Consider the following 26393-nt stretch of genomic DNA (forward strand, 5'->3'; position numbering starts at 1 on the left):
ACCAAGTCAGTAGCGGTTAGCCCGCTTTTTTTCCAACTGGTAAAATCCCAGTATTTATTTTTCTGTAAAATTTGCAGGGAAAAGCCCAGTTTATGAGAAGCTGGGTTTTTTATTGGTTGTGGTATTTTTGCCACATTTGCTCAAAAGCTTCTTCCATTGGTTGTGGTATTTTTGCCACATTTGCTCAAAAGCTTCTTCCATTTGTTGAGTAAACTTGGCACCATTCCATAGGGGAGCAGTACGACGAGATTGATATAATTGCCAAGTGATTTTTTGTCTTAAAGCTGCATCTTGTCCTAAACGCACACCCCAATCAATATATTCACTATCATTCCAGGCAATACCTTCGCAAATGCCTGCATTCATCATCATGGTATAACTATTACGAGCTGCGAATTGTTCGCCAACTTTTGTAACTAGGGGAACACCCATCCAGAGAGTTTCTAGAGTGGTGGTAGCACCGTTGTAGGGGTAGGTATCAAGTACGACATCGGCAATGGTCAAATTGGCACGATGTACTGACTCTAAAGCGACATCTGGTAAAAATCGTAAACGTTCTGCACTGATTCCCTCTGCTTCTGCCATTTGGATAAAGAACTGTTTGACTGCTTCTTCTTCGGCAAATCCTTTGATGAGAAAGTAGCTATGGGGCACAGCTTTGAGAATTTGCATTTGTAAGTTGATTGTGTCTGGGTGACGTTTGCAGTTACCTTGGGCACTGAGATAAACTATAGCCTCAGGAGGAATGTCTAAATCCTCTCTGCGTAAATTGGGTATACCGACTTCAAAGCCGTCAACAGCGATGTAGGTTTCTGGTAAGCGCCAAATTTTTTCTGCGTAGTAGCTCTGTGCTGTATCCGGTAGTACGTAGGGGTCAGCAATGTAGTAATCAACTGTCGGTATTCCGGAAGCATCCCAACCTAACCAAGAGACTTGGATTGGGGCTGGTTTGAGGGCTAAAACTTCACAACTAATATCTAAGGTAATACTATCTAGGTCAACGAGAATATCGATGTCATCTGCGTAGATACACTCAGCAATCTCGCCAGAATTAGTACCTAATTTGTGAGCTTTATCGACTTGATTTACATACCATTCTTGTAAGGGGTGTTGAGTATCCTTATAACTGAGAAAGTACCCGTAAAGTTCAAAGCGATCGCGGTTATGATGCTCTAATAACCATCGAGCTAACCAACCGACAGAATGTCTTTTTAAATAGGCAGATAAATATCCTATTTTTAATTTTTTAACTTGGTTGCCATGAGCTTTTTTTGCTGTTAATTGAGATTGGTATTTAGCTTGTAGCTCCTGTCTACCGATTTCTAAACTAGATTGGAATAAATGGGCAACTTGATTCTGTAACTTTCTATTAGTTGCGGCAGCATCTCGCCAATAGGGGAAAAAATAGGTTCCAGTCAACAGACGACACATATGGGGTATCCCATCTAATATCGGTTGCTCTGCAATGAGCTGGGTAAATAACTCTTCCTGATGCTGAAATGCCAGATTTGCCTCTTCCCAATAACCTCCAGCGTGCATAAAACCGCGAATCACCAATGAACTTGCTTGAACTTTATCAACGAGAGTTGTCATTAGTGCGTAATACTGCTTGGCAATTTCGATACCCCGTAAATGCTCACCAGAATTTTGATAACAAGCTGCCAAATGACGCAAAATCTCTGGGTGATTGGGGGCAATTTTTAAGCATAATTCGGCATATTTCGCTCCTGGAGTGGGTGCTTGCATAGAATATGCCACTGTAACAGAGGTACGCAGAAGTAAGGATAGTAATTTTTGCGGTTCGAGATGGGGAATAGAAGCTTGGGCTAATTCTATAGATTTTGGAAATAAAGGAACTGTTTCTAAAATATTTTGTAAAACTGTTTGTAATAAATCTGTAGTAAATTCTAATTTGGAAGATTTTTGTAATAGATTGATAATTTGTGAATTTTCTATAGTTTCATTTGTGAAAGTTGCTAATTTAACTTCTAGCTGAATTAAATATAGGAGATTGTCAATATTTCTCGGCTGTATCTCTTGCAAATGTTGGCGCAGTAAGTGAGCTTGATGATAATTGTCAAATGTATTTTGCCGATTTGCTTCTGCTTGTAAAATCTCTGCTAACTCTTGTGTATTTTTTTCAATTTCATTCTCTTCTATATCCAACATTGCCATCAACCAAGTTGATTGTGCTTCTGTTTCTTGTCCTTGCAATAGTAATAAAACCCCTAAATACCAGTAGGAAGATTTAAGTTCTGGTTCAATTTCTATTGCCTGTTCATAGAGACTAATGGCTTGTTGGAAATCATTTTTGAGTAAAGATTGGTAGGCTTGCTGATGAAGATTATCAGTATAACGAAGAGAGGAGATTTGAGTCATAGGATAAAATGCAATTTCCAGAAAATAAAATCAGCTAGTTTATGTAAAAAGTTAAGATGATTTGAGAACGCGGGTAAGATGCCAGCAATACAGAAACCCATTACAACTTATGACATAACTACTGAATTTTTAATTAATATTCACTTCTAAAAACATCATATTTAAAAGTGAAAAGTGAGCAGCAAAAACTACCCACTGAAATCGTTAATATTGAAGTAAATAAGAATGCTATTGTTAACTATTTGACGGTATTCATACCAACAGTAGTAGGACAGGTACCGTTAACAGTACCATCACCAATGGTTTGACCGTTAGCATTACCTGTAGCTGCGGGGTCATTGGCTTCACATAGTGTAACTAAGGTAATAGATTCGTTGATGTTGTTAACTGCTTGGCTAGAAGTATATACAACACCAGCATAGGATTTGAGTTTAGCAACTTTTGTTCTAGCTTTGTGGGTGACTACGTTATTCGCATCAGTTGTACTAGCATCATATATGTAGTTATCACTAGCAGTTTTAACCCCAATTCCTAATTCAGCCAATCTAGTAGTGAACTGGTTACTGTTTTCTAGATAGTATGCTTGTTGAGCGCGGTTGATAGCACCAACGTTTTGTTTTGCTTCGGATTGTCTAGCTTTGCTGATTTGACTGAGCAAGGATGGCAGAGCGATCGCAGCGAGTACACCGATAATAATTACTACCACCAACAATTCAATCAGGGTGAAACCTTCTTCACCTTTCTTTTTGCCGTTTAAGTGTTGTAAAAACTTAGCTTGTAGTTCTGGCTTTAACATGATTTTCCTCTCCGTGTTGGTTGTTAAATTTGTTTTCTTCTAGATTTAACTTACCCACATGGGAGGGGTTTCATATCACATGGGAGAAACTTTTTTTGAGGTTGGCTGTTTGCGACTGAATTTTTACGGAATTGAGAAGCTGAAACTACCACAGAATTAGGCTTTTTGAGACTGAGAATCAAAAAAACTACTAGTTGCTCATGGAAAAATCCCCCAACCAACTATGAAAATGGGAGGTGATATGAGCGAGATAATATATTGAGAGTTGGAAAAAACTGATACCAAGTTGCGTTCTGTCGTGGTGGTTTTAGGGTAATAAGATTATTTTCCTTGTTTGCGAGACGCTAATGTGTTTACGCAGCATAGCGAAGCTAACGGTTGTAATATATTTTGCGTGGATTCTGGCGATCGCGGATATTTCTCAATCGTAACTAGTGGCAAAAATGTTGATTTTTGGTTTACAAGACCGCTTTTTTGGTGGTTTTTTGATTAAAATCAAGTTAATAGTATGCAGATATCATCAGAGAAAGCGATTGCACAGACCAGACAAAGTCACAATTGGGGATAGGGTGTTGATTCTATACCCAGAATATATTGCAGGGAAGGAAGGTGTTGTATTTGATAGGGAAATCTTATCAGAGGAAGAACCTGGCGATCGCTTTAGCGGACTGGAAGTCTCTCGCTTGAGCGGACTGGAAGTCCCTCGCTTGAGCAGAGTGGAAGTCTCTCGCTGGTTAATTCTCGTTCAGGTTTCAACTACACTCAACCCTGACACAGATAATATTGTAGTCTCCCTGGAACTGGATGATTTTCAGGTACTTCCAGGGAGAGAGCTAAAATCCTAACCAGACTGGGCTAAACTTTCTGCAAAGAACTGACTTTGTGTTTGCGCTTAATTACACCAGCTGTACCCATTGCCATACCTAATCCCAATAAACCCCATGCAGTTGTGGGTTCTGATACCGCTTTGGGATGGATTGCAGATAGTACACCTCTCGCTATCAGATTATGTCCAACGGTGGTGGGGTGAACCGCATCGAAGAAGAGAAATTCCTCTGGGTTACTACATAATGTGAATACACCAGCTCGAATACTCTCATCAGTACCTTGTAAACAGGGTGTTTGCGTATTTGTGAGCTTGAATTGAGATGGATTATTTTGGATTTGTTTAAATCCAGAGTTAATATCTATAGAAATCAGGTTCAAATTAGGATTAATTGCGGAGATTCCTCCTAAAGCTGTGGCTAAATTGTTATTATGTTGGGCAGTCAATAGGTTTAGCCCTTTGGAGTTATTAGTTAAACTTCCGATGGGAGAATCACCTAAGTTGGGTAAGTTGAAAACAACGATATTCTTTGCCCCTTTTTGAGCCAACAAACTAACGGATGTGGCTAAATTATTAACTGTATTAGTTGTGTCTGTTTCACCACCAAAAAGATAGTCGTTACCACCGCCCCAGACGGCATATAATGCATTGGGGTCTACTTGGAAAGTATTTGTGAAGGTAGCAACTTGTCCTAAAACACCGGGTAACCTGGCTTCATTGGGGACAAATATATTATTCAATCCAGAACTTGAACCACCAATGGCAAAATTGATACCTTGGGTTGGTAATGCTTGACCTGCGAGGACATCAACTATTAGTGAAGGAGTTAAATTTAACTCTTCCCCGACATAATCTACCCAATTTTTGTTATTAGAAAATCTGCCTTGAAAATAGGGTGGTTGAATTCCTTGGGGTGGATTTGGTGGAAATTGTGAACCAGATAACTTCGAGATATTTCCGGTGTCAGAAAGACTATCGCCAAAGACGTAAAAACCAGTAAAATTAGCAGCAGATGCTTGCTGGGGCAACATGAAAGAAAAGAGAACGAAACCTGCGGCGATAAATTCTTTTCTCATCTGAAAATTATTTCCTGAATGTTTATGTATGTGCGGTAGAATGCAAGCTCAATTCTGAGTCATGGTCAAAACATGACCGACTCTATTGATAAAAAGTATTTGAAATTATTTTGAAAGGAATTACGTATTTATACGTGACGTATCCTCAACCATTTTTATCATACTTTGTCGTTAACTCACCCCTGTTCGAGAATAAATTCATCACTTTTTCATAATCAACAATTACTGCAATTTCTCCATCATGTATTGGGCGATTCTCTTGGCTGCACCAGGTTTTCCCATACGTTGAGTACCGTTTTCGCTGATCAGATGTAGTTCATCAGGGTGGGAGAATAGCGATCGCGCAATCATTCCGACTTCCTGGGGTTGGTTAACTAGAATTACCGAACGTCCGAGCAAGCGACTTTGAGCTTCGGCAAATACTGGGGTAAACTGGGGTCCTGTACCGGGTATGGTAATCGCTGGTTTGCCTAAACCGACAAACTGTTCCGTAGCGGTTCCTGCCATGGCAATAGCAAAATCACCTAGATGTAAACAGTCATTGTAGGCATTTTGGCTCAGAAGAAAATATGCATTTTTCTGCTTAAATGTCAATACTTCTGGGTCGGGTAAAGAGACTGGTGTATCGACAGTTGCTCTCCATCCTTGGGATTCTAATACTTGGATGAGACTTTCTAGGTGTAACCCAGGGGCGATCGCTCCTAAAAATACAATTGAACGTGAGGTGTGTCCACTAAAATCTGGTTCGTTAAATACTGCCATGAGTGCAGAAATCCCGATCATGATTTGTTTCCAGTTGGCATAGGCTTCTGGAGGACGAGAACCAGGTAAAATTGTCACAACCATTGGTCTAGCCAGTTCCTGCTGTTCTTGATTACTGCTGTAAAATCTGGCAGAGGCAAAACTGGGTGTTAAATTATCCATCATCGGATTACCCAAATCATAGGCAGGAATCCGAAATTTTTGTAATATCTGCGTTGTCAGGGAATCTCTGGGAAATACTGCTTGGCAACGACGACGACTCATTAACCAGCGCTCCCAAGGATGATAAACAGAACCAGAGAAATTTTCCCACTTTGCACCGGAGGATTTGCGCTTTAGGATTCCCACCTCATCACGAACATAATATTCTGATTTTGCCGTCCCCAAAAAAGCATAATTTGCTCCACTCATCCAAGCAAACAGTAGAGGAACAATATCACCAACTGCTAAAACTGCACATTGCTGACTTTGTTTTTTCCGAGTTTGTACCCAACGACGTACTGCTTGGATTTGCTTCCAGGTTAATTGTAATAATCCCCCTCGCACATCTCGCATGAATTGCTGTCCATCCATGTATATAAAACCACCAGAAGGCATAGTACGCACGGAACCAATCACAGGTATTTGTAAATTTTCATACGCGTGTCCCTCTCCAACTATGGGTAATGCATAGATATCTGGTGCATCTGGTTGTTCCTGAAGTTCTCGTAAAATCCGAGTGGCGATCGCGTCTTCACCATGTCCATTACTTAATACCAGAAGTTGTAACCGCGAGTTAGCTGTATCTGTTTTTGCCGATTGGAGATAGGGAGAGAAGTCACTCATATAGGATTTATTTGTTGCCGTAGGTAGTTAAGATATGATTAGTACTCTGTCAATTTTATTTTGATGGATATAATGCAGGCAGACTTGCCCCCGTAGTCAAATCAGGGAGGGAGATGCTTCCACTACAAATTTTTTACCCATCAAAATTCATGGGACAGACTACTAGACTTCTGACAAAAATCAGAGACTTATGACTGCTATCGAGGAGCAGACAATAGGTAATAAATAAAACCCTTTCCCCTGAATTTTGCAAGAAGTCTAATGCTTTTCCAGTATCAAGCAACTGCCATGTAGAAACAAGTCAGTGAAAAGCCATGACTCCGTAATATGATATGTAAAGTTTAATTACATTATTTAGGAAATATGACAAAAGCTACTTGGAACGGTGCTGTTTTAGCCGAAAGTAACGAAACTGTAGTCGTTGAGGGTAATCATTATTTCCCCCCTAGCTCTATCAACCAGGAGTATTTTAAACCCAGTAACACCCATACAACCTGTCCCTGGAAAGGTGTTGCTAGTTACTACAGTCTGGAAGTCGCAGGTCAAACAAATCAGGATGCGGCTTGGTATTATCCTACTACTAAGGAAAAAGCTAAGCAAATCGAAGGTTATATTGCTTTTTGGCGCGGTGTCAAAGTTGAAGTTGTCTAATACACAAAAATTGGTAAAAGTAAGCACTTGTGGCTCAGGTATGCTTGAAAAATACACAAGCAAGCTGCCTGTTCCACATAGATGAGAATGAAACTATACTATTCTTCGTAACCAGGGTACTTAAATTCTGGTTACTTTTTATTGTCCCAAGCCGGATGGGAAAATAAAGAAGCAATTACCCTGACACCTCGCAGTTGATTGGATAGGGGTAAATGTCCTCTCGGTGCAGTCAAATCCCAGGTAAACTCATTAGGATACCTTGTCCAGGTATTACCTTTTTTCCAGTTAATCTTTGTCCAGAGACTCTCAAAACTTTTACCTAAACCTAGCCAGATTTCTCGCTGCACAGAAAATCCAAATTTACCTTCAGAATAAACAAACCATAACTGATTCATAGTTTGCAAGTCTGTTACAGGAAAGTTTTCCACTTCCGTAAAATACAACCATTTGCGTTTCAGTGCTTCCTCCCCTGCTAATTCGCACATTTTCTGAATAGTCAGGCGATCGGCAGCTTGAAAATCAGAAATTGCCAGTAACTCGACTAGAGGAATATAATCAATGCCCTGCTCGGATTTTAAAGGAACAACTCCTTGGGGAAAATTGACTTGGAGAAAATCTTTAATTTCGGGGACACCACAACTGTAGAGTAATTGGTAAATTTTGCCATCCACAGGGGTTGGGGTTTGTTCCCGTCTTTGCCACAAAAATTCCTGAATTACCTCTAAACCTTGATTGCCGAGTTCTGCTAGCTGGGGGATAATCTGTAGTTGAACCTTCTCAGACCCAGCTATTAACTGGCTACGCAGGGAGTCAAGATTAGAAGATGTGCCTGATAGTATCATTGGGTCTGTCATGCTGTTACTTAGTGAAACTCAGAGAGGGTATGTACCTGGGGGGTGGAAAGTTAGGGGGGCGATCGCCACAAAAAGCGGCAAAACAAAAAAAGAAAATTTCAGTGCAATTAGTCATAGCGAAAAGTAGTTTACCGGAAATCACGGGAGCTTGCCCACCCCTTTTACCCTTGAACTGGATTTTTATCGGTAAAATGTCTATTTTGCTTCTACCTAAGGCTTGACAGTGGCATTCTAGAGTTGCAAACTCTCTTCTTCATTGCTGGGATTTTGCTGTATATTCAAAGAGTACATCAGGTGTACAAGCAGTAAGATATTTAAGACTGCATCGAAATTCCTGGTTTTTAATATCAAACATTCTGCGACTTAGGGAGAGGGGAATTTTTGCTTCCTATTTTTTATCAAAGCAGGACAAAGCAAAATCTGCTAGCCTTTTCACCGGAAATTTTTCTTTGAAAACAGAAATATCCGAGCAGATACTGTCCATATCTGACTTACTGAGAGTGTGCAATGTACGACAAAATTACTCCCCCCTCTACTGGAGACAAAATCACCTTCAAAAATGGTGAACCCCAAGTTCCTGACCATCCAATTATCCCCTTTATTCGTGGTGATGGTACGGGAATGGATATTTGGCCCGCCACCCAAAAGGTGTTAGATGCGGCTGTAGAATCAGCTTACCAAGGTAAACGTAAAATTAGTTGGTTTAAGGTTTACGCTGGGGATGAAGCCTGTGATTTATATGGAACTTATCAGTATTTACCCCAGGATACCCTCACCGCAATTCAAGAATATGGTGTAGCTATCAAGGGTCCTCTGACGACTCCCATTGGTGGCGGCATCCGCTCTTTAAACGTAGCTTTAAGGCAAATCTTTGATTTGTATGCCTGTGTGCGTCCCTGTCGTTATTATGCGGGTACTCCTTCCCCCCACAAAAATCCGGAAAAGTTAGATGTCATTGTATACCGTGAAAATACTGAGGACATTTACCTGGGAATTGAGTGGAAACAAGGTAGTGAAATTGGTAATAAACTGATTAAATTCCTCAATGAAGAACTGATTCCTGCCACCCCAGAGCATGGGAAAAAACAAATTCCCCTAGATGCAGGGATTGGGATTAAACCCATCAGTAAGAAGGGTTCCCAGCGTTTGGTGCGTCGAGCCATGAAACACGCTCTGCTATTGCCAAAAAATAAGCAGATGGTGACTTTGGTGCATAAGGGCAACATTATGAAATACACCGAAGGTGCTTTCCGCGACTGGGGTTACGAATTGGCAACTACAGAGTTTCGCCAGGAATGTATCACCGAGCGGGAATCTTGGATTTTAGCCAACAAGGAGAAAAATCCCAGTATTTCCTTAGAAGAAAATGCGCGGATGATTGACCCTGGTTTTGATGCCATGACTCCAGAGAAAAAGGAGCAAATTGTCAAGGAAGTGGAGACAGTTCTAAAAGCTATTTGGGATAGTCACGGGAATGGCAAATGGAAAGAGAAGGTGATGGTGAACGATCGCATTGCCGATAGTATTTTCCAACAAATTCAAACCCGTCCTGATGAATACTCCATTCTGGCAACAATGAACCTCAATGGTGATTACCTCTCCGATGCTGCTGCGGCGGTTGTTGGGGGCTTAGGGATGGGACCAGGGGCAAATATTGGCGATGCTTGCGCGGTATTTGAAGCTACCCACGGAACCGCTCCGAAACACGCCGGTTTAGATCGAGTCAATCCTGGTTCAGTGATTCTGTCAGGGGTGATGATGCTGGAATATATGGGTTGGCAAGAAGCCGCAGACCTAATTAAGAAAGGTTTGGGAAGCGCGATCGCCAATCAGCAAGTCACCTATGATTTAGCTCGGTTAATGGAGCCACCGGTAGAACCATTAAAATGTTCTGAGTTCGCTGAGGCAATTATTAAGTCTTTTTAGTTTAGTTGTTTGTGACTGTTAAGTTGATGTGCAGCTAAATTGTATAAATCGAAAACATCAAGTTATTGTGTTGTCGGCATCCTGCTCGCTCTGTCTATATAAATTAGGCATGTAATAGCTTAATGATTTTCGCAATAAGGTAGAAGATAAGAGCAATCATTGTCTTCTACCTATTTTTTGTCAATTATTCCAGTTATCGATAATCCTGCCGTTGCACATCCCGCAAACGAGCAGCATTCCGCATTCCATATTCCTCACGGCAAAAGCGATTCAACTGAGCTTCAAAGAACTCTCGATTTGCCTGTAAATGTCTAGGATTGGGGTCATCTAGGGGATATAACAAAGCTGTACGCAAAGCTTGGATAACCGCAGATGTCACATTATACATTGACCGTTGGAAAGTAATTCCTAACTGAATCAACATATCATCCTCACCTCGGCAGTATTGACGATAGTAATCAATCAAATACTGAGGCAAGAAGTGTAACATATCCTGCATTAACAATGTGGGAGGAATACCCGCAGTCCCCACGGGAAAGACATCCGCGTAGAGAATCCCATAATGAAAGTCTTTCTGGTCATCGGGTACTTGTCCCGCTTGGGCATTATAGGATTTTGTTCCCCGGAAAGGCGCTGTGCGATAAAATACAGCTTCCACATAGGGTAAAGCTGCCTCGTATAACCAGGTAAAACCTTTAGATTTAGGGATAATCTCGTAACATTCACCCCGAATATAGACATGGTGGTAAATCGGACGACCAGCGATCGCAAAAATGCCATTCACCAAAAAATTCATCGCATCGGGTACACCCTTGAAACCACCCTCATCATAGATATCCGACATTTCAAAGAATACCGGAGCCATGACTTCCCAGAATAAACCGAGGTTGGCATAGTAGGACATTTGACGGCACTGTTCCAGGAACATATCAGGAAATAATTTATACAATCCCAACATCACAGGATTGCCTTTAAAGTATGCCTTGATAGCTCTATCGGCGTTGACTCGATACTCTTCACTGTCCAAATAAGCGTCAAACTGATTCACTGGTGCGTACATATGGCGATGCCATAACATTGCTCGCATACAAGCTTCAGCAAACTCCATATTGACGCGATCGTGGAACAGGTGATGCCAGAGTTTCGGCATTTTTCCCGTTTCGCCCTTTTCCATAAACTCTAGGAGCTCCGGGTGTGCGGATGCCCCACCACGCCAAATTCGCAAATCAGCATCATCACCAGCATAGTGGTTGTGTCTGTCCAAGTATTCCTGGGAGATGAAATATTTAAAGAAGGGAAAAGGGTCTAAAAATACCTGTTCGGCAATATACAACAAATCCCGCCAGTAGAAATCCATCGGTACGGCATAAGCCTTATATATACCGATAATTTGCATCAGGTTTTCTGGTGTATCTGGCAACATTGAACCACCAGCTTCTAAGCGATGAATGACCTCCGCAAATTCATGGGTAGAAGGAGGAAGTTTGGTAGCGGGTTTATCAGGGGTTTGTACCATAGATTTTAAGGGGGAAGGGGAAAAGGGAAAATGAGAGTTTGATAATCGCTATTTCCGATCTACTTCAGTGCTAATTGGGGAGTCACGACTTTCTCAATCGGTGGAACTGTCGCTACCATGGCTGTAGTTGTGGTTTCTGTCCATTTCACTAGCCAAACAGGTTGAATTCCCAGGAAGATAATCAAGGCTGCCAAAATAAACGCGGGCATTTTTTCTGACCACATAACTTTGGGATAATACGCCTGGTTATTATCGAGTCTGCCGAAACAGGTGCGGTTCAGAAGAATGACGAAATAAACCGCAGTTAACCCGGTGGCAACAACACACAGCAGTGTGGGAATGGGGAATACTGAAAAACTGCCTTGAAAGACGATAAATTCCGCAATAAAACCTGTCATTCCTGGAATACCGGCACTTGCCATCCCACTTAGAACCAGCAAAGCACTAATTAGAGGTAAACCACGAATCGGACTCATTAAACCATTAAGTTGATCGAGTTCGCGGGTTCCCACCTTTGCTTCCACCACACCTACTAGGTGGAACAGAATAGCCAAGATAATTCCATGGCTAAACATTTGAGCAACTGCACCAACCATGGATAAAGCTGTACTCGCAGCAGCTGCCAGGAGGATGTATCCCATGTGACCGATGGAACTATAGGCAACCATGCGCTTGATATCTTTTTGGGCGATCGCCACCACAGCACCATAGATGGCACTAATAGAACCCCAAATGGCTAGGGTAGGAGCGACAGTACTCCAAGTTTCCGGGAATAACACCATCCCAAACCGTAACAAACCATAGGTTCCGAGTTTAGCTAAGACACCACCTAATAAAATGGCGATCGGTGCTGAGGCTTCTACATAGGCATCTGGGAGCCAAGTATGCAAGGGTATGAGAGGAATCTTGATGCCAAATCCCAGAATAATTCCACTCAACAGAATTAACTGTAAACCTGCTGATAAGGTTTGGGTAGAAATTGCATTGTAGTTAAAGCTACCAGCACCAGTTAACCACACAATACCCAGAAAACTTGCCAGGATTAAAGCACCAGAAACGGCAGTATAAATTAAGAACTTAATCCCTGCATAGCTGCGTCTTTCTCCTCCCCAAATGGAAATCAATAAGTAAAAAGGAATTAATTCCAATTCGTAAAAGAGGAAGAAGAGGAGGAGATTTTCGGATAAAAATGCTCCTGCGACACCACCACTAACTAACAAAACCAAAGAGTAGAAAAGTCGGGGGCGTTCTGTTTGTTGACTGCTGCTATAAATCGCAATCCAGGTGAGTAGGCTATTTAAAATCAACATCAAGATGGATAGTCCATCTACCCCCAACATATAACTTAAACCTAGGGTTTCATTCCAAGGTAAATACTCTTCTAACTGCATTCCTGAGTAATGAGTATCAAACTTCAGTAGCAGAAATAAATTCCAGAGTAGAGTAATTCCTGAAAAGAACAATGCTCCTAAGCGAACACGATTTGCTGGTAAGTTTCGTGGGAATAAAGCTATGATAAGTGATGCGGCAATTGGTAGCCAAATGAGAACACTAAGCATCTCGATTTTGAAGTTTTTACTAAATTACAGCTAGTTAACACAAGGCAGTTAACTGAATAATCTTCATCAGTTAGTAATGACTAGTGAAAATTACTAAAAAATCAGACTTAAAAACTGGTCACCCCAGTATTGCCAAGTCACTGCCATCCCTAACATTCCCACGCCCAACAAAACAGTGAAAGCATAGAATTGAGTTTGTCCATTGGTGCTATATTTCAAACCTTCACCTCCACCAATGGAAGCTAAACCAACTAAGTTGACAATCCCATCTACTACAAAGCGATCGAGAATATCGGCGAGTTTGGAAATTAAATCCACACTCAGAACAACACTCATCCGATAGAGTTTTGGTGTGTAGAAGTCATAGGCAAAGAGATTTTGCAAAGCTGGTATTGGTAAGCGTATAGGTTTGGGTATATTACTCAAGTAAATAATGCCACTGAGGCTACATCCAAACACACTTGACCAAATTAATAACAGTGCAATATCTTTGTTTAATTCTGCCCAGCTAGGGAGTAAAGACATAGTTTGTAAAACCAGAGGTAAGTGAAGATTAAAGGCAAATAAAATGACCATTGGTAATACCATTTGCCAACCCACTTCTGGTGAACGCTCACTCATTTGCTTAGCTTTGCCACCAAAAATTAAGCAAAATTCTCTAGTTAAACTGAAAGCTGTTAAGGCATTAACGGTAATAATAATTCCTACTAGCCACGGTTTAGTTGCCCATAGCCCATCCGCTAGTTTTAATAATGCCCAGAAACTGCCTAGGGGGGGAAAACCAATTAACCCTAATGTCCCCGTAATATAAGCAATACCAGATATGGGACGACGTGACCATAATCCACCTAATTGGGTGACATTTTGGGTGATGCTGTTCCAGATAACTGTACCAGTACTCATAACTAAGAGTGCAGCACTTAAAGCATGGGTAAGTACCAACAAGAGTGCAGCTTCATCCTGTTGTGTACCTACAGCAATAAATACTAAGCCCATGTAAGTACTTACGGAGTAGGAAAGACAACGTTTGATATCAATCTGCGCGATCGCGATTAAGGAACCTCCAACAGCTGTCAATACTCCAATTCCCACCATCACAGTGGAAACAAGTGGTGAAAGGCTAAATATTGGTTGTAACTTAATTAATACCCACGCACCACTGGCAACTACCACGGAGTTCCGCAAAATTGTACTGGGTATGGGACCTTCCATTGCCTCATCTAACCATAGATGCAGGGGAAATTGGGCACATTTACCCATTGGACCAGCAATTAATCCTAAACCCACTAAAGTAATTAATGTCGGATCCACTTTAGCAGTGGTTGCCCATTCGGCAATTTCTGTATAGTTCCATGTACCAGTCAGGGGGAAAATTGCTAATACCCCCATCAGGAGGAACAAGTCACCTATCCGTTTGGTTAAGAAAGCATCCCTTGCACCTGTAACAACCAAGGGTTGACTAAACCATAAACCTACTAATAGGTACGTTCCTAGGGTCAGAAATTCCAATATTGCATAACTAAAGAATAAGTTATTGCATAGAGCTAGGGCACATAATCCGGCTTCAAATAATCCTAATAAAGAATAAAAGCGCCCCCATCCCCAATCCATTTCCATGTAACCAATAGCGTAAATTTGCGCGAGAAAATTCAAGCTGCAAATTACTAACATGGCACCAATACTTACGGAAGATATTTCAATCTCAATGGTGAGATTTAACCCCGCAGTGGAAAGCCAAGGAATAAATAACTCCCGTGCTGGCTGATTCCAAATATATATTAAAGCTAAAGCACTATGTAGCACTGCCAGAAATGTCATCACCAGATTGACGTAACCAGCAGGTCGTGGACCTGTACGTCGAATAATTCCTGGTGACCAAGGTAGGGCTAAAAGTCCACCAATCAAAGCATAACAAGGCACCAACCAAACAGTCTCCAGCAGAAACTGAGCCATTCACTCACCTCTAAATAAGCAGCAAAACTAGGAGCGGTTATTGGAAAACAACCGCTTATTTCAAGCAATGCAGGTATGGCAAAGCAGCAAAAATTTACTTTTTCAAATCTATAGTTAGTTAATAGATTAGCCTTATCTGCGACAAAAGGGAATTACTTGCCTAGATAATTACACGATATTTACTCTAATAAATCCTTATATATTCAATGGATAGGAATATTGAATTATTTTGATAGCCTGGAATCTATAATACTTCTCGCTATAGTCTGATGAATATTATTGATGTAATCTATGCATCATAGAAACCGATAAATAACATCAATCCACCCATTGTTATGAAAAATGGGATAAGGGGTATTTTAAGACAGTAAGAGATTCTAATTATTTGGATTGACTAATCACTACTAGCGGTAACTGCCCAGTCATGGGGGCAGGTTTCATCTCACCACGAAAATCAAGTAATTGGACAACTATTAAGTAAACTAGGGCTAAAAGAATAGAGATAGCACCTGTAAGAATAGCGACTATTTTGGAGCGATTCATAGATTTCGTTGAGTATTTATCATATTAAACAAAAAACGCCTGGGAGTGTTACCTTGTTTCCACCCCAGACGCTCTTTGATTTACACTTGCTCCTCACACACGAATCTATCATACCACCGATAAACTACCTTGGCAAGTCCCTGGATAGAAATTTCGATTAAAATAAAATTATTGGGGTAATTATCTCTGAAAGTAAGTTCTGATGGGCGTTTTACCTTCACTATTCCATTGACAATGACCCAAGAAAAAGACATAGCACAACAACTTCAGGAAATTTATCATCTCAAACCGATACATTTTGCTGACTTAATTAGAGCGTCACAGCTAATTTTTGACCCGACGGGTGGGGTTTCGGGGATTGTGAGATACGTGGATTGGCAGGAGTTTGGTATTCCGGAAGCAGTTATAGAAAATCTCCAAGAGTTGGGTAAGGAGTACCGTTATGCTTCTCCCCATGTACCGATAGATATTATCTGGGGAAAATTAACTGCTGAAACCCGTACATGGTTTATGGAAAATAAGGATGATTTGTGGGTTTTTGAGGAAATATTTCCGGCGTTAGATGAGGATTAGGGGAGGGAGGAGAATTTAATGAAACCTCGTCTACCTTGAGATTGCTTCCTGATATCAGGATGACGGATTTGAATGGTTAAAAAAAACTCCGGGTTTCATGACTCGAAACTTTCAAATACCATTTGGGGTATTAGTAATTGACTGTCAGATTTCCCAATTCCCAGAAACTGACCATTTTCTGCGTAGACTCTGAGGTGCTGGTTGGTATCTAATTCTGATTCTGTGATGGCAACCCGTTGTCCTTGGCACCATTTTTTGGCGTTGATTGAGGGTAGGGTTATCAGGGGAAGATGTTGGAGGGGTTGATCAGCAAGGAGGGGATGAAAGGTTGCTGTTTGTAGTTGGGTTTCTAATTCTGAGAATGTCAAACTTTCTGCCAGATGAAAACCACTACTAGATGTCCGTTGTAATTTGGCGAGGGTACCACCAACTGTGAGGACTTGACCTAAATCGCGGGCGATCGCCCGAATATATGTCCCTGTTCCACAACTAATTGCCACATCTAATTCTGGATATTCTCCCTCTCGCCAGTCTAATACTTGAATATCTGATACTTCTACAACCCTAGCAGGGGCTTCAACGATTTCTCCTTGACGTGCCAAATCATACAAACGTTTCCCCTGAACTTGAATTGCGCTATAGCTGGGGGGAATTTGGGTGATTTTGCCACAGAATTGAGTTAAGGCGGTTTTTACCGTTGCTAGGGATAAATTAATAACAGGTTGTTGAGCAATAATTTCTCCTTCCATGTCATCAGTTGCTGTACGTATGCCAAAACGAATAGTTGCTGTATAAGCTTTTTCTCCTGGTAGGTATTGTAATAGTCTTGTTGCCTTACCGAGGGCAATGGGTAATACTCCGGTTGCTGCGGGATCTAGGGTTCCTGCGTGTCCCACACGCTTAAGATGAAGTAGTTTACGGGTTTTGGCAACACAGTCATGGGAAGTCCAGCCAAAAGGTTTGTGAAGATTGAGAAAGCCGTGCATAGTTGTGTCAATTTTGAATTGACGTGAAGGGTTATTGTTTGATTGTTTCTAGAATTCAGTTAAATCCCATGGGAATCATATTTAATTTTCCAAAATCATTCTGGTATTTTCCAGATTCTACAATCAGCTAAATTAACTAACTCCCAAATTTCTATCTGACTCACCTGTTGCTTCTTGGTGAATAGGAATAACTTTATGGAAATTGGTATATTCAAAGTAGCGATCGCCGTTGGGTGACTTGTAGATAATATCCATTAAACGGTGATTGAATAAGACTTCATTGGCACTATAAACGTGTCGCAGGTTGATTGTATAAGCGACAGTTTCATCAGTACCAGTCAGGGAAATAATGATTTGGGCGTGTTTTTTGCTTAAGGACTCTGGGGTAGCTGCATAGAGGGGACTCTCTTCTGTGATGGGATGCATTGCTGTCCATGTCAGAGCAAAACTGGGGGAGCGCGATCGCTGTAATTGCAAATCATAAATGCGATAATAATATTCTCCTTCGGGAGTGATTTCATCCTGGAGCAAATAGACTCGTAATTGTGCTTCTAAAATTAAATTACGGCGTTGATTGGCAGCCCGAAACATTAATGTGGGAATACCATGATGGCTAGTAATTACCGCATATTGACTAAAAGTGACCCTTGCATGGGGTTTAGAAAAGCGGGCAAAGGATAGTCCTGTAACAACAGCAATAGATAATAAGCTGGAAATAGCTTCTAGTAAAACAATAAAATTAGCGTAGGTTGTTTTCGGGGCAATTACGCCATAACCAATAGAAGCAAAAGTATGGACACTGAAAAAGAAAGCATCCTCAAAGGAACCAACACGTCCCCCCTGTAAACAATCTCCCCCAGCTAAATACATTAATGCGAATATAATATTAATAAAAACATACACTATTCCCACTACCAAAATAAACCCACTCCAGGGAATAACTAGCATTAAATGGTAGGGGTCGCGTAAATAGGAATGCCAATTGCCATAGCCTTCCGCTTGCATTTTACCATCTTGGTTTGCAATGCGGATAGAGCGAGGACGGCGAGATAATTGATATAGAGAACGTAATCTCTGTTTCATGATTGCATCCTAGAATTCTTTGCGGGAGAAAATCAAGATGGCGATCGCCAATAATGCACCAATATAAAGTAAACCATAGCCAGCATTACTAATTAAAGTATTTGTGTTAGGTAAAGCGGCTAAACCGTAGACAGCATCATTTTTTAAATCTAACCGTGAAAAGTCTGGTAAAATTAGATATATGGCTTTAGTTAAACGTTCAAAATCGGGATTTTGTTCTGCCAACTGACCAAGTTTAAATATTTCCTGGGTAATGTTTCCCATCAAATAAACTACTAATGTTAAAGGTGCTGCTAGTAAGGAACTAGTAAAAACACCAAAGGTAATCGCAAAGGCTGCAATCAAAAATAATTGCAAGCAAAGAAATAAACTGCAAATAATAATACTTAAGGGAAAGTATTCAATTTTTCCCAGTTGTAAAAATCCGATATAAATCGCAGTCATTGCTACCACTAAGGTAGTGATGACACTACATAAACCTAAAAATTTGCCGACAATAAATTCACTTCGGCTCATAGGTTTAGCGAGGAAGACTAGTAAAGTCCGCTTCTCAATTTCCTTATTAATTAATCCGGTACCAACAAATATCGCTATAATCAAGCCTAAAATCTGCATCACTGCCAGACCAAAATCTAGAAACATTTTGTCTTCGCTAGCAGCAGCAAACTTGGGTAAAACGTAAAGAGCGATCGCCAAGATAAAAGCATAAAAGCCAATGAGAAACAGAATGCGATCGCGCACCATTTCCCGAAGAACGTTTTGGCTAATAACTGAAATTCTAGTGATATTCATGAATGGTTCTTTGACTATACAGTAGATAATTGACTAGAAATATTTGCCAGGGTTTGACAAGTAGTTACTTGATATTAATGTCTCAATATTACAATGTAGAAGAAAAAATATTAGAAATTACACAAAGTGTTTCGGGTATTGTTCGCGTAACTTAGGATGATAAATTGCAGACTGTTTGTTGATTTATCAAGGAAATTTGCAGACAAAAAATCTATTCCTATGCGCTTTTCGTAGTGATTTCTAGGTAATTAACTTGATATTCACCTAATAAATCATCTCAGAGGTTGTTTGAAAAGTCATGTTTGATGTATCAAATGTTTTTTACCCCACCCTAACCCTCCCCTTGCAAAGGGGAGGGAACCGGATTTTTCTTGTTTCCACCCTTTACAAGGGGGGACTAAGGGGGGTAAAAATGTTATAAAAATGACAAGATACCACTTTTCAAACATCCTCTCAGATAGGAGTCATCCAAAAACCTCCATTAATTAAGATTTTTGGAAAATACTCTTCACTGATGAATTAGGTTTATTGCTGTGGTGGTGGTGCTTCTCTTTTAAATTGATTGATACGAGCGCACTCTATTTCTGCTAAAGTCCCTTTGTCTTCCACTCGACCAGTTTTTGACTTAGCAATCGGGTCAATAGTACAGGATTTTCTCACATAGTAACCGACAGGATTGGCACTTGGACCACTCCAAATACTTAACAAATCTAGTTTATAACCAGCTTTGACATTAGAGATACGTGGTTCTGTCCGCCAAAAAGCTTTTTCTTCATATTTTCGCAGATTTACTTCAATCACATTTCTTCCAAGACTGGCAACCCGTTGTTTGGCATCCAATAACCACTGTTCTACTTCTGACCAAGGTTGTTGTGAAATTTCTTCTTCTATTAGTGGTTGTAATTTCTCCAAAATTTCTACGCCATTACGTGGAATAGATTCTTTGATACCACCGCGCAAAACATAGGTTTTTTGGAATGAATCTGTTTGCAAACTCGGATATTTTTCTAACCAATTATTCACCAGAAAATATAACTGTAGCCAGCAACTTAATACCATGGAGCAAGCAACTAGTACTAGTACTTTTTGCCTCACTTCAACTTTGGGTATTTTTTGCTTAACATCTGTACCACTACCTTCAAAAAATTCTGGAATTGCGGTAATTAATGCCGAAATGGTGGGCCATAAAACAAAAGTTGTTTCTCTTAATGGGAGAGTCACAAAATCTTTAGCTGTAGTTGCCGTCGTTTGTTCTCCATGACCAAAGGCAAAAACGCTAACTAATGCACCTGTAATCAGCGCTCCAATTGGCATATTTGTACCGGGAATCATGACTGGTTTATCCGTCGTGTACCAAGCAGTTCCCGCTATTAAAAATAGCCAACCACATAGGGCAATTAAGTTTTTCACAAAACCTGTGGTGAAGGAGGACATTAACCAGGAAAATAAACTCAAATAAATTAAAGTTTGCCAAGAAAAAGCCTTCGGTGGCAACAATAGTTTTTTGAGATTTTCCCAAACATCCTTAATAATGGCAAATGCTAGCAAATCATCTAGCAGGCTCATATTACGACTCATATATTCTACCCAAATGGAAATATTTGTGAAATTGATGAATGAAGTAAATATACTTTTTGTGCTGCTGAAACTTGTCAATAATCAACTATAAGTTAACAGCACGGAGTAGGATTACTAGCACGATAGCGCTATAGCTGAGGGAGTTAGCAATCAAGGTAGTAGTAGCTAAGTTAGTATTTTGAATTCTGGCTCGAAAACGTCGAGAGAATCTTCTCGATGATACGGATTGCACATCAAGCTCTGGTTTTTTCTCAAATTCGCTCAGAGAAATTAAAAGAACTTTCAAAAAGATAAATTTAACCAAAAATGTACTAAAGAAAATAATAAATGCTGTGAGAATGAGAATACCTTGAACTGCATTAGATTGGAAACGATTGAAGAAAATATAACTAATTAATTCCGATTTGAGTTGGATGGGTAAAAGAGGTTCTGCGAGGAAGAATGCGAACCAACCAATAGCACTAGAAAAGAGATTCATCGCCAGGGCGTAAAACGTGGAAGTTTTTTTGTCGAACTTCAGTCGATTATTCAGAACATACGCTTCTATGGCGATCGCTATCAGTAAAAATAAAAAATCAAAGAGAATTACCCCTAGGGGGAAAACTGTGGGAAAGGTGGGAAGGGGAGGTAATCTAAACATGGTTTTTAGATAGCTGCTGTTGTTGGTTTAGGGGATTTTGAATAGAGAATTCGAGGAAAGGCGAACACTGAGGTATCGTTTCTGCCCTATTTTGTCTGATAAATTGGGGATTCCCCCTATCAATGTCACGATTCTCGCTATTTGATATCAGTTGATTCGATATTTTATACCTACCATGGCAGGATTGGGCAAAATTGGCTAACCCCTGAGGGGATATCACCAGGAAGTTCCATCTCATTCATTAGCTGTTGAGATTATAGATTCATTGGTAACTTTATGAGAGTATATAGCCCTTTGAACGGGAATCCAATGTTACTTGACAAAGGGTAAATAGACACTTGGGAAAATCAGGATAGATGTGGGGATGGAATGCTTCTAGCAAGGGTTTGGGGCAATGCATCATCAAATTCGGTCGATGTCTCATCAGGAAACGGTGACAGGGAAGAGTTATAAATTCTTTTCTTTTTAAGCTTTCCCACCTAGTTAAACATATGAGAACCGACAACGGGTAAGATGGGAGACTGCGATGTTACAGCTTTTGGTGAGATGACAAGGAACGGCATCGGTATTCGCACCGCCCAAGTGCGTCAACAACGGGTCACAGGACAAATTCATGTCTATGATGGTGCTGGGAAAGGCAAGTCCCAAGCAGCTTTAGGCGTAGTTTTGCGTTCGATTGGCTTAGGAATTAATACACCGAATAATGTCAACCGCGTCTTGCTATTGCGGTTTTTGAAGGGTCCAGAGCGGGACTATGATGAAGATGGAGCGATCGCCGCTTTACAACGTGGTTTTCCCCATCTGATAGATCAGGTTCGCACTGGCAGGGCGGAATATTTTGGAGCAGATGAGATTATCACCTATGATCGGGAAGAAGCGGCAAGGGGATGGGATGTTGCCAAGGGGGCGATCGCCTCTGGATTATATTCTGTTGTGGTTCTCGATGAGATCAACCCAGTTTTAGATTTGGGTTTACTCCCTACCCAAGAAGTTATCCGTACCCTGAAAGATAAACCCCAGGATTTAGAAATTATTGCCACCGGACGTGCTGCACCTCCAGAATTACTGGATATTGCTGATTTACATTCGGAAATGAAACCCCACCACCACCCAACTGCGGAAGCTCAGGGAATTGGTGGTATTGAAGTTTATACAGGTGCAGGGAAAGGAAAATCTACTAGCGCCCTAGGAAAAGCTCTAAAAGCTATTGGTAGGGGAATTAATCATCCTGGTTCTACCCGTGTACTGATTATGCAGTGGCTCAAAGGTGGTACAGGTTATACAGAAGATGCAGCCCTGGCAGCCTTACAACAATCCTATCCAGAGGTTGTTGATCATCAGCGTTGTGGACGGGATGCCATTGTTTGGCGTAATTCTCGCCAGGAATTAGACTATGTGGAAGCAGAAAGAGGTTGGGAGATTGCCAAGATAGCGATCGCCTCTGGACTTTATAAAACCATCATCCTTGATGAACTTAACCCCACGGTCGATTTGGAACTTCTACCTGTGGAACCTATCGTTCAAGCATTACTCCGTAAACCCCGTGATACGGAAGTGATTATCACCGGACGTTGTCACAACCAACCAGCATATTTTGACCTGGCAACGGTTCACTCAGAAGTCTACTGTCATAAACACTATGCCAATCAAGGTGTAGAACTCAAACGAGGAGTAGATTTTTAAGGTTCAAATTGTCTTTAATTTTGAATTTTGAATTTTGAATTGGAGCGAAGCGATATGACCGTGGATAGTAATGTGCTGGATTGGATTACCGGTGGATTGGGAATATTAATTCTCCTAGGTGGAATGTTGATGATGTTTACCACCATTTTCACTACTAAAAATAAATAATTTTGCCACATAAAAAAAGAAGTCTTGATGCTAGTCTCACCAAGGCTTCTTTTTGTTTTATGGGTTAGGTTTATCCCCAACCCCGTAATGATTTTCCACATCATGCATCTTACACAACGTGGTTGAAAACTACTCCCCAAATACCTCCGGTAACAGCAAATGCAACCAAAAGATTAGTGAAGAATCTGCCTAGTTCGACGCTTTGACCGAGTACTTTATCTTCTTGACCTGCGGTGAAGAATAAAGACCAAGCTTGGTTAGCATTAATCTTTTCAAAATTGTTGAATTCGGGACGAAAGACAACGGGACCTAACAAGTTGGAGTTGGGATAGTTAAAATCTGTTTTCATGGTTTTTCCTCAATTAAGATGATTTTTTACACTTTGACTTGGGTTAATTGTGATGATTCTGCTCACAAATTTACAGACCGTTTAACAAACCAATGACACCATGTCCGCTCAGTACTTCTAAAGCAATTAAAGACACAAAACCAATCATTGCTAAACGTCCGTTCAGTTTTTCTGCGTATTCAGTAAAACCAGTGCGCTCTGTCTGGTCTACATATACTTTTGGCTCAATGGCGAAGTTGTTGAGTTGACCGCGCTCGTTAATTGTGAATCCTCTGCTAGTCATGGTTGAGTTCCTTTGTTTAACTTTGTAACTAAATACTAACTTATGTAACAGAATATTTACAAGTACTTGACAAAATAAATAGGTTCGGCTATCCGTAATATCTACGGTCAAGAACCGAACCTATGGGAAAAATTCATTTGTAAAACCTTGTGTTGTAGCGATTAATTCTGCACCCAACACCCATCACTCATTACTCATTACTCATTACTCATTCGATGTGCGCAACTGCCAATAAACCATAATGAGTGTGAAAAATAACAGAACCGAGGCTGCTGCTGCTGCGTAACCGAAGTCAAATTGTCCGAAAGCCTCTTGATAGATGTAATGTACAAGTAGATTGGTGGAATTGAGGGGACCTCCACCAGTAATTACATATACTTGCTCGAAACTGCGTAAGGTAAAAATGACTGTGGTGACGATCGCGAAAATTAGAGTTGGTCGTAATCCCGGTAGGGTAATATGCCAAAATTGCTGCCAATTATTTGCCCCGTCTAATTCTGCTGCTTCGTAACGATTGGGGGGAATCATTTGTAATCCTGCCAGGAATACAACCATATTGAAGCCGAGTTGCTTCCAGATGCTTAATATAATCAGTACTGGCATTGCCCAGAAAGTATCCCCTAGCCAGGAAATTGCCGGGATACCCATACTACTTAATAGAGCATTCATGGGACCTTCTGTTTGAAATAACCAGCGAAATCCTAAACCTGCGGCAACTAGGGAGATAATTGACGGCAGAAAGTAAACGGTGCGTAGTATTCCGCGAAGGAAGACGGTTTGGTTGAGTAATACTGCGATCGCCAGGGGAATAATTAAGCTAGGAATTACCGTGGCAATGGTGAAGTAGAGAGTATTGCTAATCACTTGCCAAAAGTCCGGGTTGAGTATCAGACGCAGATAATTTTTTAACCCTACCCAATAAGCTCCGCTAGAGGTGAAACTACCAGCAGTGAAGCTGAGGAAAAACAGGTAAATGATGGGAGCAATCAGGAAAATAGTTAATAAGATTATGGCTGGAGCGAGGAAAATCCAGGCGGCAACAGTGTCATTGTCGAGGAAGTGGCGCTGGGATGAGCGAGAGGTTACCATGGGGCTGACTACCAGTGATTAATGTATAAAAAGTTATTTTTTTGTTGTATTTATTGCAAAAATGAAAATTTTTTTTCTGACTGAGGAAACTTTTGTTAACAGTATAGGATTTTCTGGGATAGGGGCGATCGCTCGTCAGGGTTTTGTCTTCGCTTTGATTGGCGGAATTCTGACAATTAATGGTTGTAGTCAATCAACTTCTGAGTCTGGGAAAACATCTGAGACGGTATCAAATTCCTCAACAACATCTCCGGTACTGGGTGCTGCGATCGCCACTTTGGATGTAGTAACTCGTGTATCCTTGGCAGATAATGTTAATAAAGCCAAGGAGAGTGAAGGTAAAACCTATATTGGCTCTATTAATCGCGGACAACAAGCTTATTATTTGGAATATAGCAAATTTGCGGCGAATCTTCCGGAGTTACAGATGGGAATTCAACCAGAAACGAAGAACTATAGCTATCGGGTTGTACTTTCTGCTGCTAATCCGAAACAGGTGATGGCGATCGCCCAAGCTAAATCTGCAAATACTGAGAGTTTTATTGGCTTAGTGTATTTTGTTCCCGAGAATGCTAAGGGTTCTGAACCTGTTACCGTCGCTCAAGTTTGTCGCATGACTGTTCCCCTGACTCAGGAACCTGCTATGCCTGCCGCTCCTGCCAGTGCATCAGAGAAGATACAATGTCCTGAAGGTTCATTTCCTCTCTAATATTACAGTTCTATCGTTCCCATAATTTAGCTGTAGAATTTGCACCGGAGGCACTGTAAAATCCTTGATGCTGCCTCTGCGTGATATCTGAACTTATGACGACGCTTGACTCTGGTTTAACTCCCACCCTGATTTCTCCCACATTGGAAATTGAATCATTACCTCAAGATAAACCCGTAAAACTGGGAATTATGGCTTCTGGAAGTGGAAGTAATTTTCAGGCGATCGCCCAAGCTATAACAGATGGTAAACTGAGGGCGCAGATACAGGTATTAATCTACAACAATCCCGATGCCTATGCCGCAGTCAGAGCCAAGGATTGGGGAGTACCTGCTGTATTATTAAATCACCGAGAATACCCCAGTCGGGAAGCCTTGGACGCTCAAATAGCCCAAACTCTGAAGGAATACGGTGTGGAATGGGTAGTTATGGCTGGTTGGATGCGTTTAGTAACGCCTGTATTAATTGATGCTTTCCCCAATCAAATTATCAATATTCATCCTAGTCTTTTGCCTAGTTTTAAAGGCACACGGGCGATAGAACAGGCTTTAGATACTGGCGTCAAAATTGCTGGTTGTACAGCACATTTAGTCTGTCTGGAGGTGGATAGTGGGAAAATTTTAATGCAAGCAGCTGTGCCAGTATTACCCAATGATACGAGAGATACTCTCCATGCTCGAATTCAGATAGAGGAGCATCGAATTCTACCCCAGGCGATCGCCCTAGCAACTTTCTCTGAATAGCTGAGATACGGAGTAGTTAGATCCGCGACTTTGTGAAAAGCCGGGGATCTA

The 26393-nt window shown here is 40.9% G+C and carries 25 protein-coding genes; 8 read left to right on the forward strand and 17 right to left on the reverse strand.

The window, feature by feature from the left end; genetic code table 11:
• Positions 1 to 90: 90 nt before the first annotated feature.
• Together IJ00_RS20635 and IJ00_RS20640 are read right to left on the reverse strand one after the other, a co-directional pair.
• Complete coding sequence (locus IJ00_RS20635) at positions 91 to 2379, reverse strand: O-linked N-acetylglucosamine transferase, SPINDLY family protein (RefSeq protein ID WP_082127369.1); 2289 nt, start codon at positions 2377 to 2379, stop codon at positions 91 to 93.
• 238 nt (positions 2380 to 2617) lie between these two features.
• Complete coding sequence (locus tag IJ00_RS20640) at positions 2618 to 3175, reverse strand: type IV pilin-like G/H family protein (protein ID WP_035156208.1); 558 nt, start codon at positions 3173 to 3175, stop codon at positions 2618 to 2620.
• 569 nt (positions 3176 to 3744) lie between these two features.
• On the opposite strand from IJ00_RS20640, the gene IJ00_RS20645 reads away from it, so the two are divergent.
• Positions 3745 to 4020, forward strand: coding sequence for a hypothetical protein (locus IJ00_RS20645; protein WP_238178374.1), 276 nt, complete (start codon positions 3745 to 3747; stop codon positions 4018 to 4020).
• Between the two features lie 10 nt (positions 4021 to 4030).
• On the opposite strand, the gene IJ00_RS20650 is transcribed toward IJ00_RS20645, so the two are convergent.
• Complete coding sequence (locus tag IJ00_RS20650; protein WP_035156214.1) at positions 4031 to 5077, reverse strand: SGNH/GDSL hydrolase family protein; 1047 nt, start codon at positions 5075 to 5077, stop codon at positions 4031 to 4033.
• Between the two features lie 222 nt (positions 5078 to 5299).
• Positions 5300 to 6664 (reverse strand): lipid-A-disaccharide synthase-related protein, encoded by a 1365-nt coding sequence (locus tag IJ00_RS20655; RefSeq protein ID WP_035156216.1) that lies wholly within the window; start codon positions 6662 to 6664, stop codon positions 5300 to 5302.
• Between the two features lie 363 nt (positions 6665 to 7027).
• Between IJ00_RS20655 and IJ00_RS20660 the strand changes: the two genes are divergently transcribed.
• Positions 7028 to 7315 (forward strand): DUF427 domain-containing protein, encoded by a 288-nt coding sequence (locus IJ00_RS20660; RefSeq protein ID WP_035156218.1) that lies wholly within the window; start codon positions 7028 to 7030, stop codon positions 7313 to 7315.
• A gap of 131 nt (positions 7316 to 7446) precedes the next feature.
• Here IJ00_RS20660 and IJ00_RS20665 read toward each other — a convergent pair whose 3' ends face one another.
• Positions 7447 to 8169 carry a GUN4 domain-containing protein gene (locus tag IJ00_RS20665; RefSeq protein ID WP_035156220.1) on the reverse strand — a complete coding sequence of 241 codons (723 nt, stop codon included), beginning with the start codon at positions 8167 to 8169 and terminating at the stop codon, positions 7447 to 7449.
• Positions 8170 to 8180: 11 nt separating this feature from the next.
• Between IJ00_RS20665 and IJ00_RS20670 the strand changes: the two genes are divergently transcribed.
• Together IJ00_RS20670 and IJ00_RS20675 are read left to right on the forward strand one after the other, a co-directional pair.
• Positions 8181 to 8390: a hypothetical protein gene (locus IJ00_RS20670; RefSeq protein ID WP_144416064.1), complete on the forward strand. Its 210-nt coding sequence runs from the start codon at positions 8181 to 8183 to the stop codon at positions 8388 to 8390.
• Positions 8391 to 8676: 286 nt separating this feature from the next.
• The gene (locus tag IJ00_RS20675) at positions 8677 to 10095 is read left to right on the forward strand and encodes an NADP-dependent isocitrate dehydrogenase (protein WP_035156223.1); all 1419 of its coding nucleotides are present in this window, start codon (positions 8677 to 8679) and stop codon (positions 10093 to 10095) included.
• A gap of 193 nt (positions 10096 to 10288) precedes the next feature.
• On the opposite strand, the gene IJ00_RS20680 is transcribed toward IJ00_RS20675, so the two are convergent.
• From IJ00_RS20680 to IJ00_RS20695, 4 genes are all read right to left on the reverse strand, one after another.
• Positions 10289 to 11611: a CO2 hydration protein gene (locus IJ00_RS20680; RefSeq protein ID WP_035156224.1), complete on the reverse strand. Its 1323-nt coding sequence runs from the start codon at positions 11609 to 11611 to the stop codon at positions 10289 to 10291.
• Between the two features lie 59 nt (positions 11612 to 11670).
• Positions 11671 to 13170: an NADH-quinone oxidoreductase subunit M gene (locus IJ00_RS20685; RefSeq protein WP_035156226.1), complete on the reverse strand. Its 1500-nt coding sequence runs from the start codon at positions 13168 to 13170 to the stop codon at positions 11671 to 11673.
• 93 nt (positions 13171 to 13263) lie between these two features.
• Positions 13264 to 15123, reverse strand: a complete 1860-nt coding sequence (locus IJ00_RS20690; RefSeq protein WP_035156228.1) for an NAD(P)H-quinone oxidoreductase subunit F — start codon at positions 15121 to 15123, stop codon at positions 13264 to 13266.
• A 381-nt stretch (positions 15124 to 15504) separates the two neighbouring features.
• Entirely contained in the window at positions 15505 to 15666 is a 162-nt protein-coding gene (locus tag IJ00_RS20695) for a hypothetical protein (protein WP_035156230.1), read from the reverse strand.
• Positions 15667 to 15900: 234 nt separating this feature from the next.
• Here IJ00_RS20695 and IJ00_RS20700 point away from each other — a divergent pair, with 234 nt between their 5' ends.
• Complete coding sequence (locus tag IJ00_RS20700; RefSeq protein ID WP_035156233.1) at positions 15901 to 16239, forward strand: hypothetical protein; 339 nt, start codon at positions 15901 to 15903, stop codon at positions 16237 to 16239.
• A 95-nt stretch (positions 16240 to 16334) separates the two neighbouring features.
• Here IJ00_RS20700 and truB read toward each other — a convergent pair whose 3' ends face one another.
• The 5 genes from truB to fraC all read right to left on the reverse strand — a co-directional run bounded on the left by truB (position 16335) and on the right by fraC (position 21318).
• Complete coding sequence (truB, locus tag IJ00_RS20705; RefSeq protein ID WP_035156236.1) at positions 16335 to 17225, reverse strand: tRNA pseudouridine(55) synthase TruB; 891 nt, start codon at positions 17223 to 17225, stop codon at positions 16335 to 16337.
• A 132-nt stretch (positions 17226 to 17357) separates the two neighbouring features.
• Entirely contained in the window at positions 17358 to 18308 is a 951-nt protein-coding gene (locus IJ00_RS20710) for an ion channel (protein ID WP_035156239.1), read from the reverse strand.
• Positions 18309 to 18317: 9 nt separating this feature from the next.
• The gene (locus IJ00_RS20715; protein WP_035156242.1) at positions 18318 to 19100 is read right to left on the reverse strand and encodes an ABC transporter permease; all 783 of its coding nucleotides are present in this window, start codon (positions 19098 to 19100) and stop codon (positions 18318 to 18320) included.
• A gap of 525 nt (positions 19101 to 19625) precedes the next feature.
• The gene (gene fraD / locus IJ00_RS20720) at positions 19626 to 20678 is read right to left on the reverse strand and encodes a septal junction protein FraD (protein WP_305728194.1); all 1053 of its coding nucleotides are present in this window, start codon (positions 20676 to 20678) and stop codon (positions 19626 to 19628) included.
• An 85-nt stretch (positions 20679 to 20763) separates the two neighbouring features.
• Positions 20764 to 21318, reverse strand: coding sequence for a filament integrity protein FraC (fraC, locus tag IJ00_RS20725; RefSeq protein ID WP_035156245.1), 555 nt, complete (start codon positions 21316 to 21318; stop codon positions 20764 to 20766).
• 546 nt (positions 21319 to 21864) lie between these two features.
• Between fraC and IJ00_RS20735 the strand changes: the two genes are divergently transcribed.
• Positions 21865 to 23001: a cob(I)yrinic acid a,c-diamide adenosyltransferase gene (locus tag IJ00_RS20735; RefSeq protein WP_035159402.1), complete on the forward strand. Its 1137-nt coding sequence runs from the start codon at positions 21865 to 21867 to the stop codon at positions 22999 to 23001.
• 277 nt (positions 23002 to 23278) lie between these two features.
• On the opposite strand, the gene IJ00_RS20740 is transcribed toward IJ00_RS20735, so the two are convergent.
• The 3 genes from IJ00_RS20740 to IJ00_RS20750 all read right to left on the reverse strand — a co-directional run bounded on the left by IJ00_RS20740 (position 23279) and on the right by IJ00_RS20750 (position 24890).
• On the reverse strand, positions 23279 to 23518 hold the full coding sequence (locus IJ00_RS20740; protein ID WP_035156248.1) for a hypothetical protein: 240 nt from the start codon (positions 23516 to 23518) through the stop codon (positions 23279 to 23281).
• A gap of 70 nt (positions 23519 to 23588) precedes the next feature.
• Positions 23589 to 23852, reverse strand: coding sequence for a chlorophyll a/b-binding protein (locus IJ00_RS20745; RefSeq protein WP_238178529.1), 264 nt, complete (start codon positions 23850 to 23852; stop codon positions 23589 to 23591).
• Between the two features lie 153 nt (positions 23853 to 24005).
• On the reverse strand, positions 24006 to 24890 hold the full coding sequence (locus tag IJ00_RS20750; RefSeq protein ID WP_035156252.1) for a carbohydrate ABC transporter permease: 885 nt from the start codon (positions 24888 to 24890) through the stop codon (positions 24006 to 24008).
• A 61-nt stretch (positions 24891 to 24951) separates the two neighbouring features.
• Between IJ00_RS20750 and IJ00_RS27225 the strand changes: the two genes are divergently transcribed.
• Both IJ00_RS27225 and purN read left to right on the forward strand, forming a co-directional pair.
• Entirely contained in the window at positions 24952 to 25599 is a 648-nt protein-coding gene (locus IJ00_RS27225; RefSeq protein WP_052754505.1) for a type IV pilin-like G/H family protein, read from the forward strand.
• 95 nt (positions 25600 to 25694) lie between these two features.
• Entirely contained in the window at positions 25695 to 26342 is a 648-nt protein-coding gene (gene purN, locus IJ00_RS20760; RefSeq protein ID WP_035156255.1) for a phosphoribosylglycinamide formyltransferase, read from the forward strand.
• The last annotated feature ends 51 nt before the right edge of the window (positions 26343 to 26393 follow it).

Source organism: Calothrix sp. 336/3 (assembly GCF_000734895.2).
In the GTDB taxonomy this organism is placed as follows: Bacteria; Cyanobacteriota; Cyanobacteriia; order Cyanobacteriales; family Nostocaceae; genus 336-3.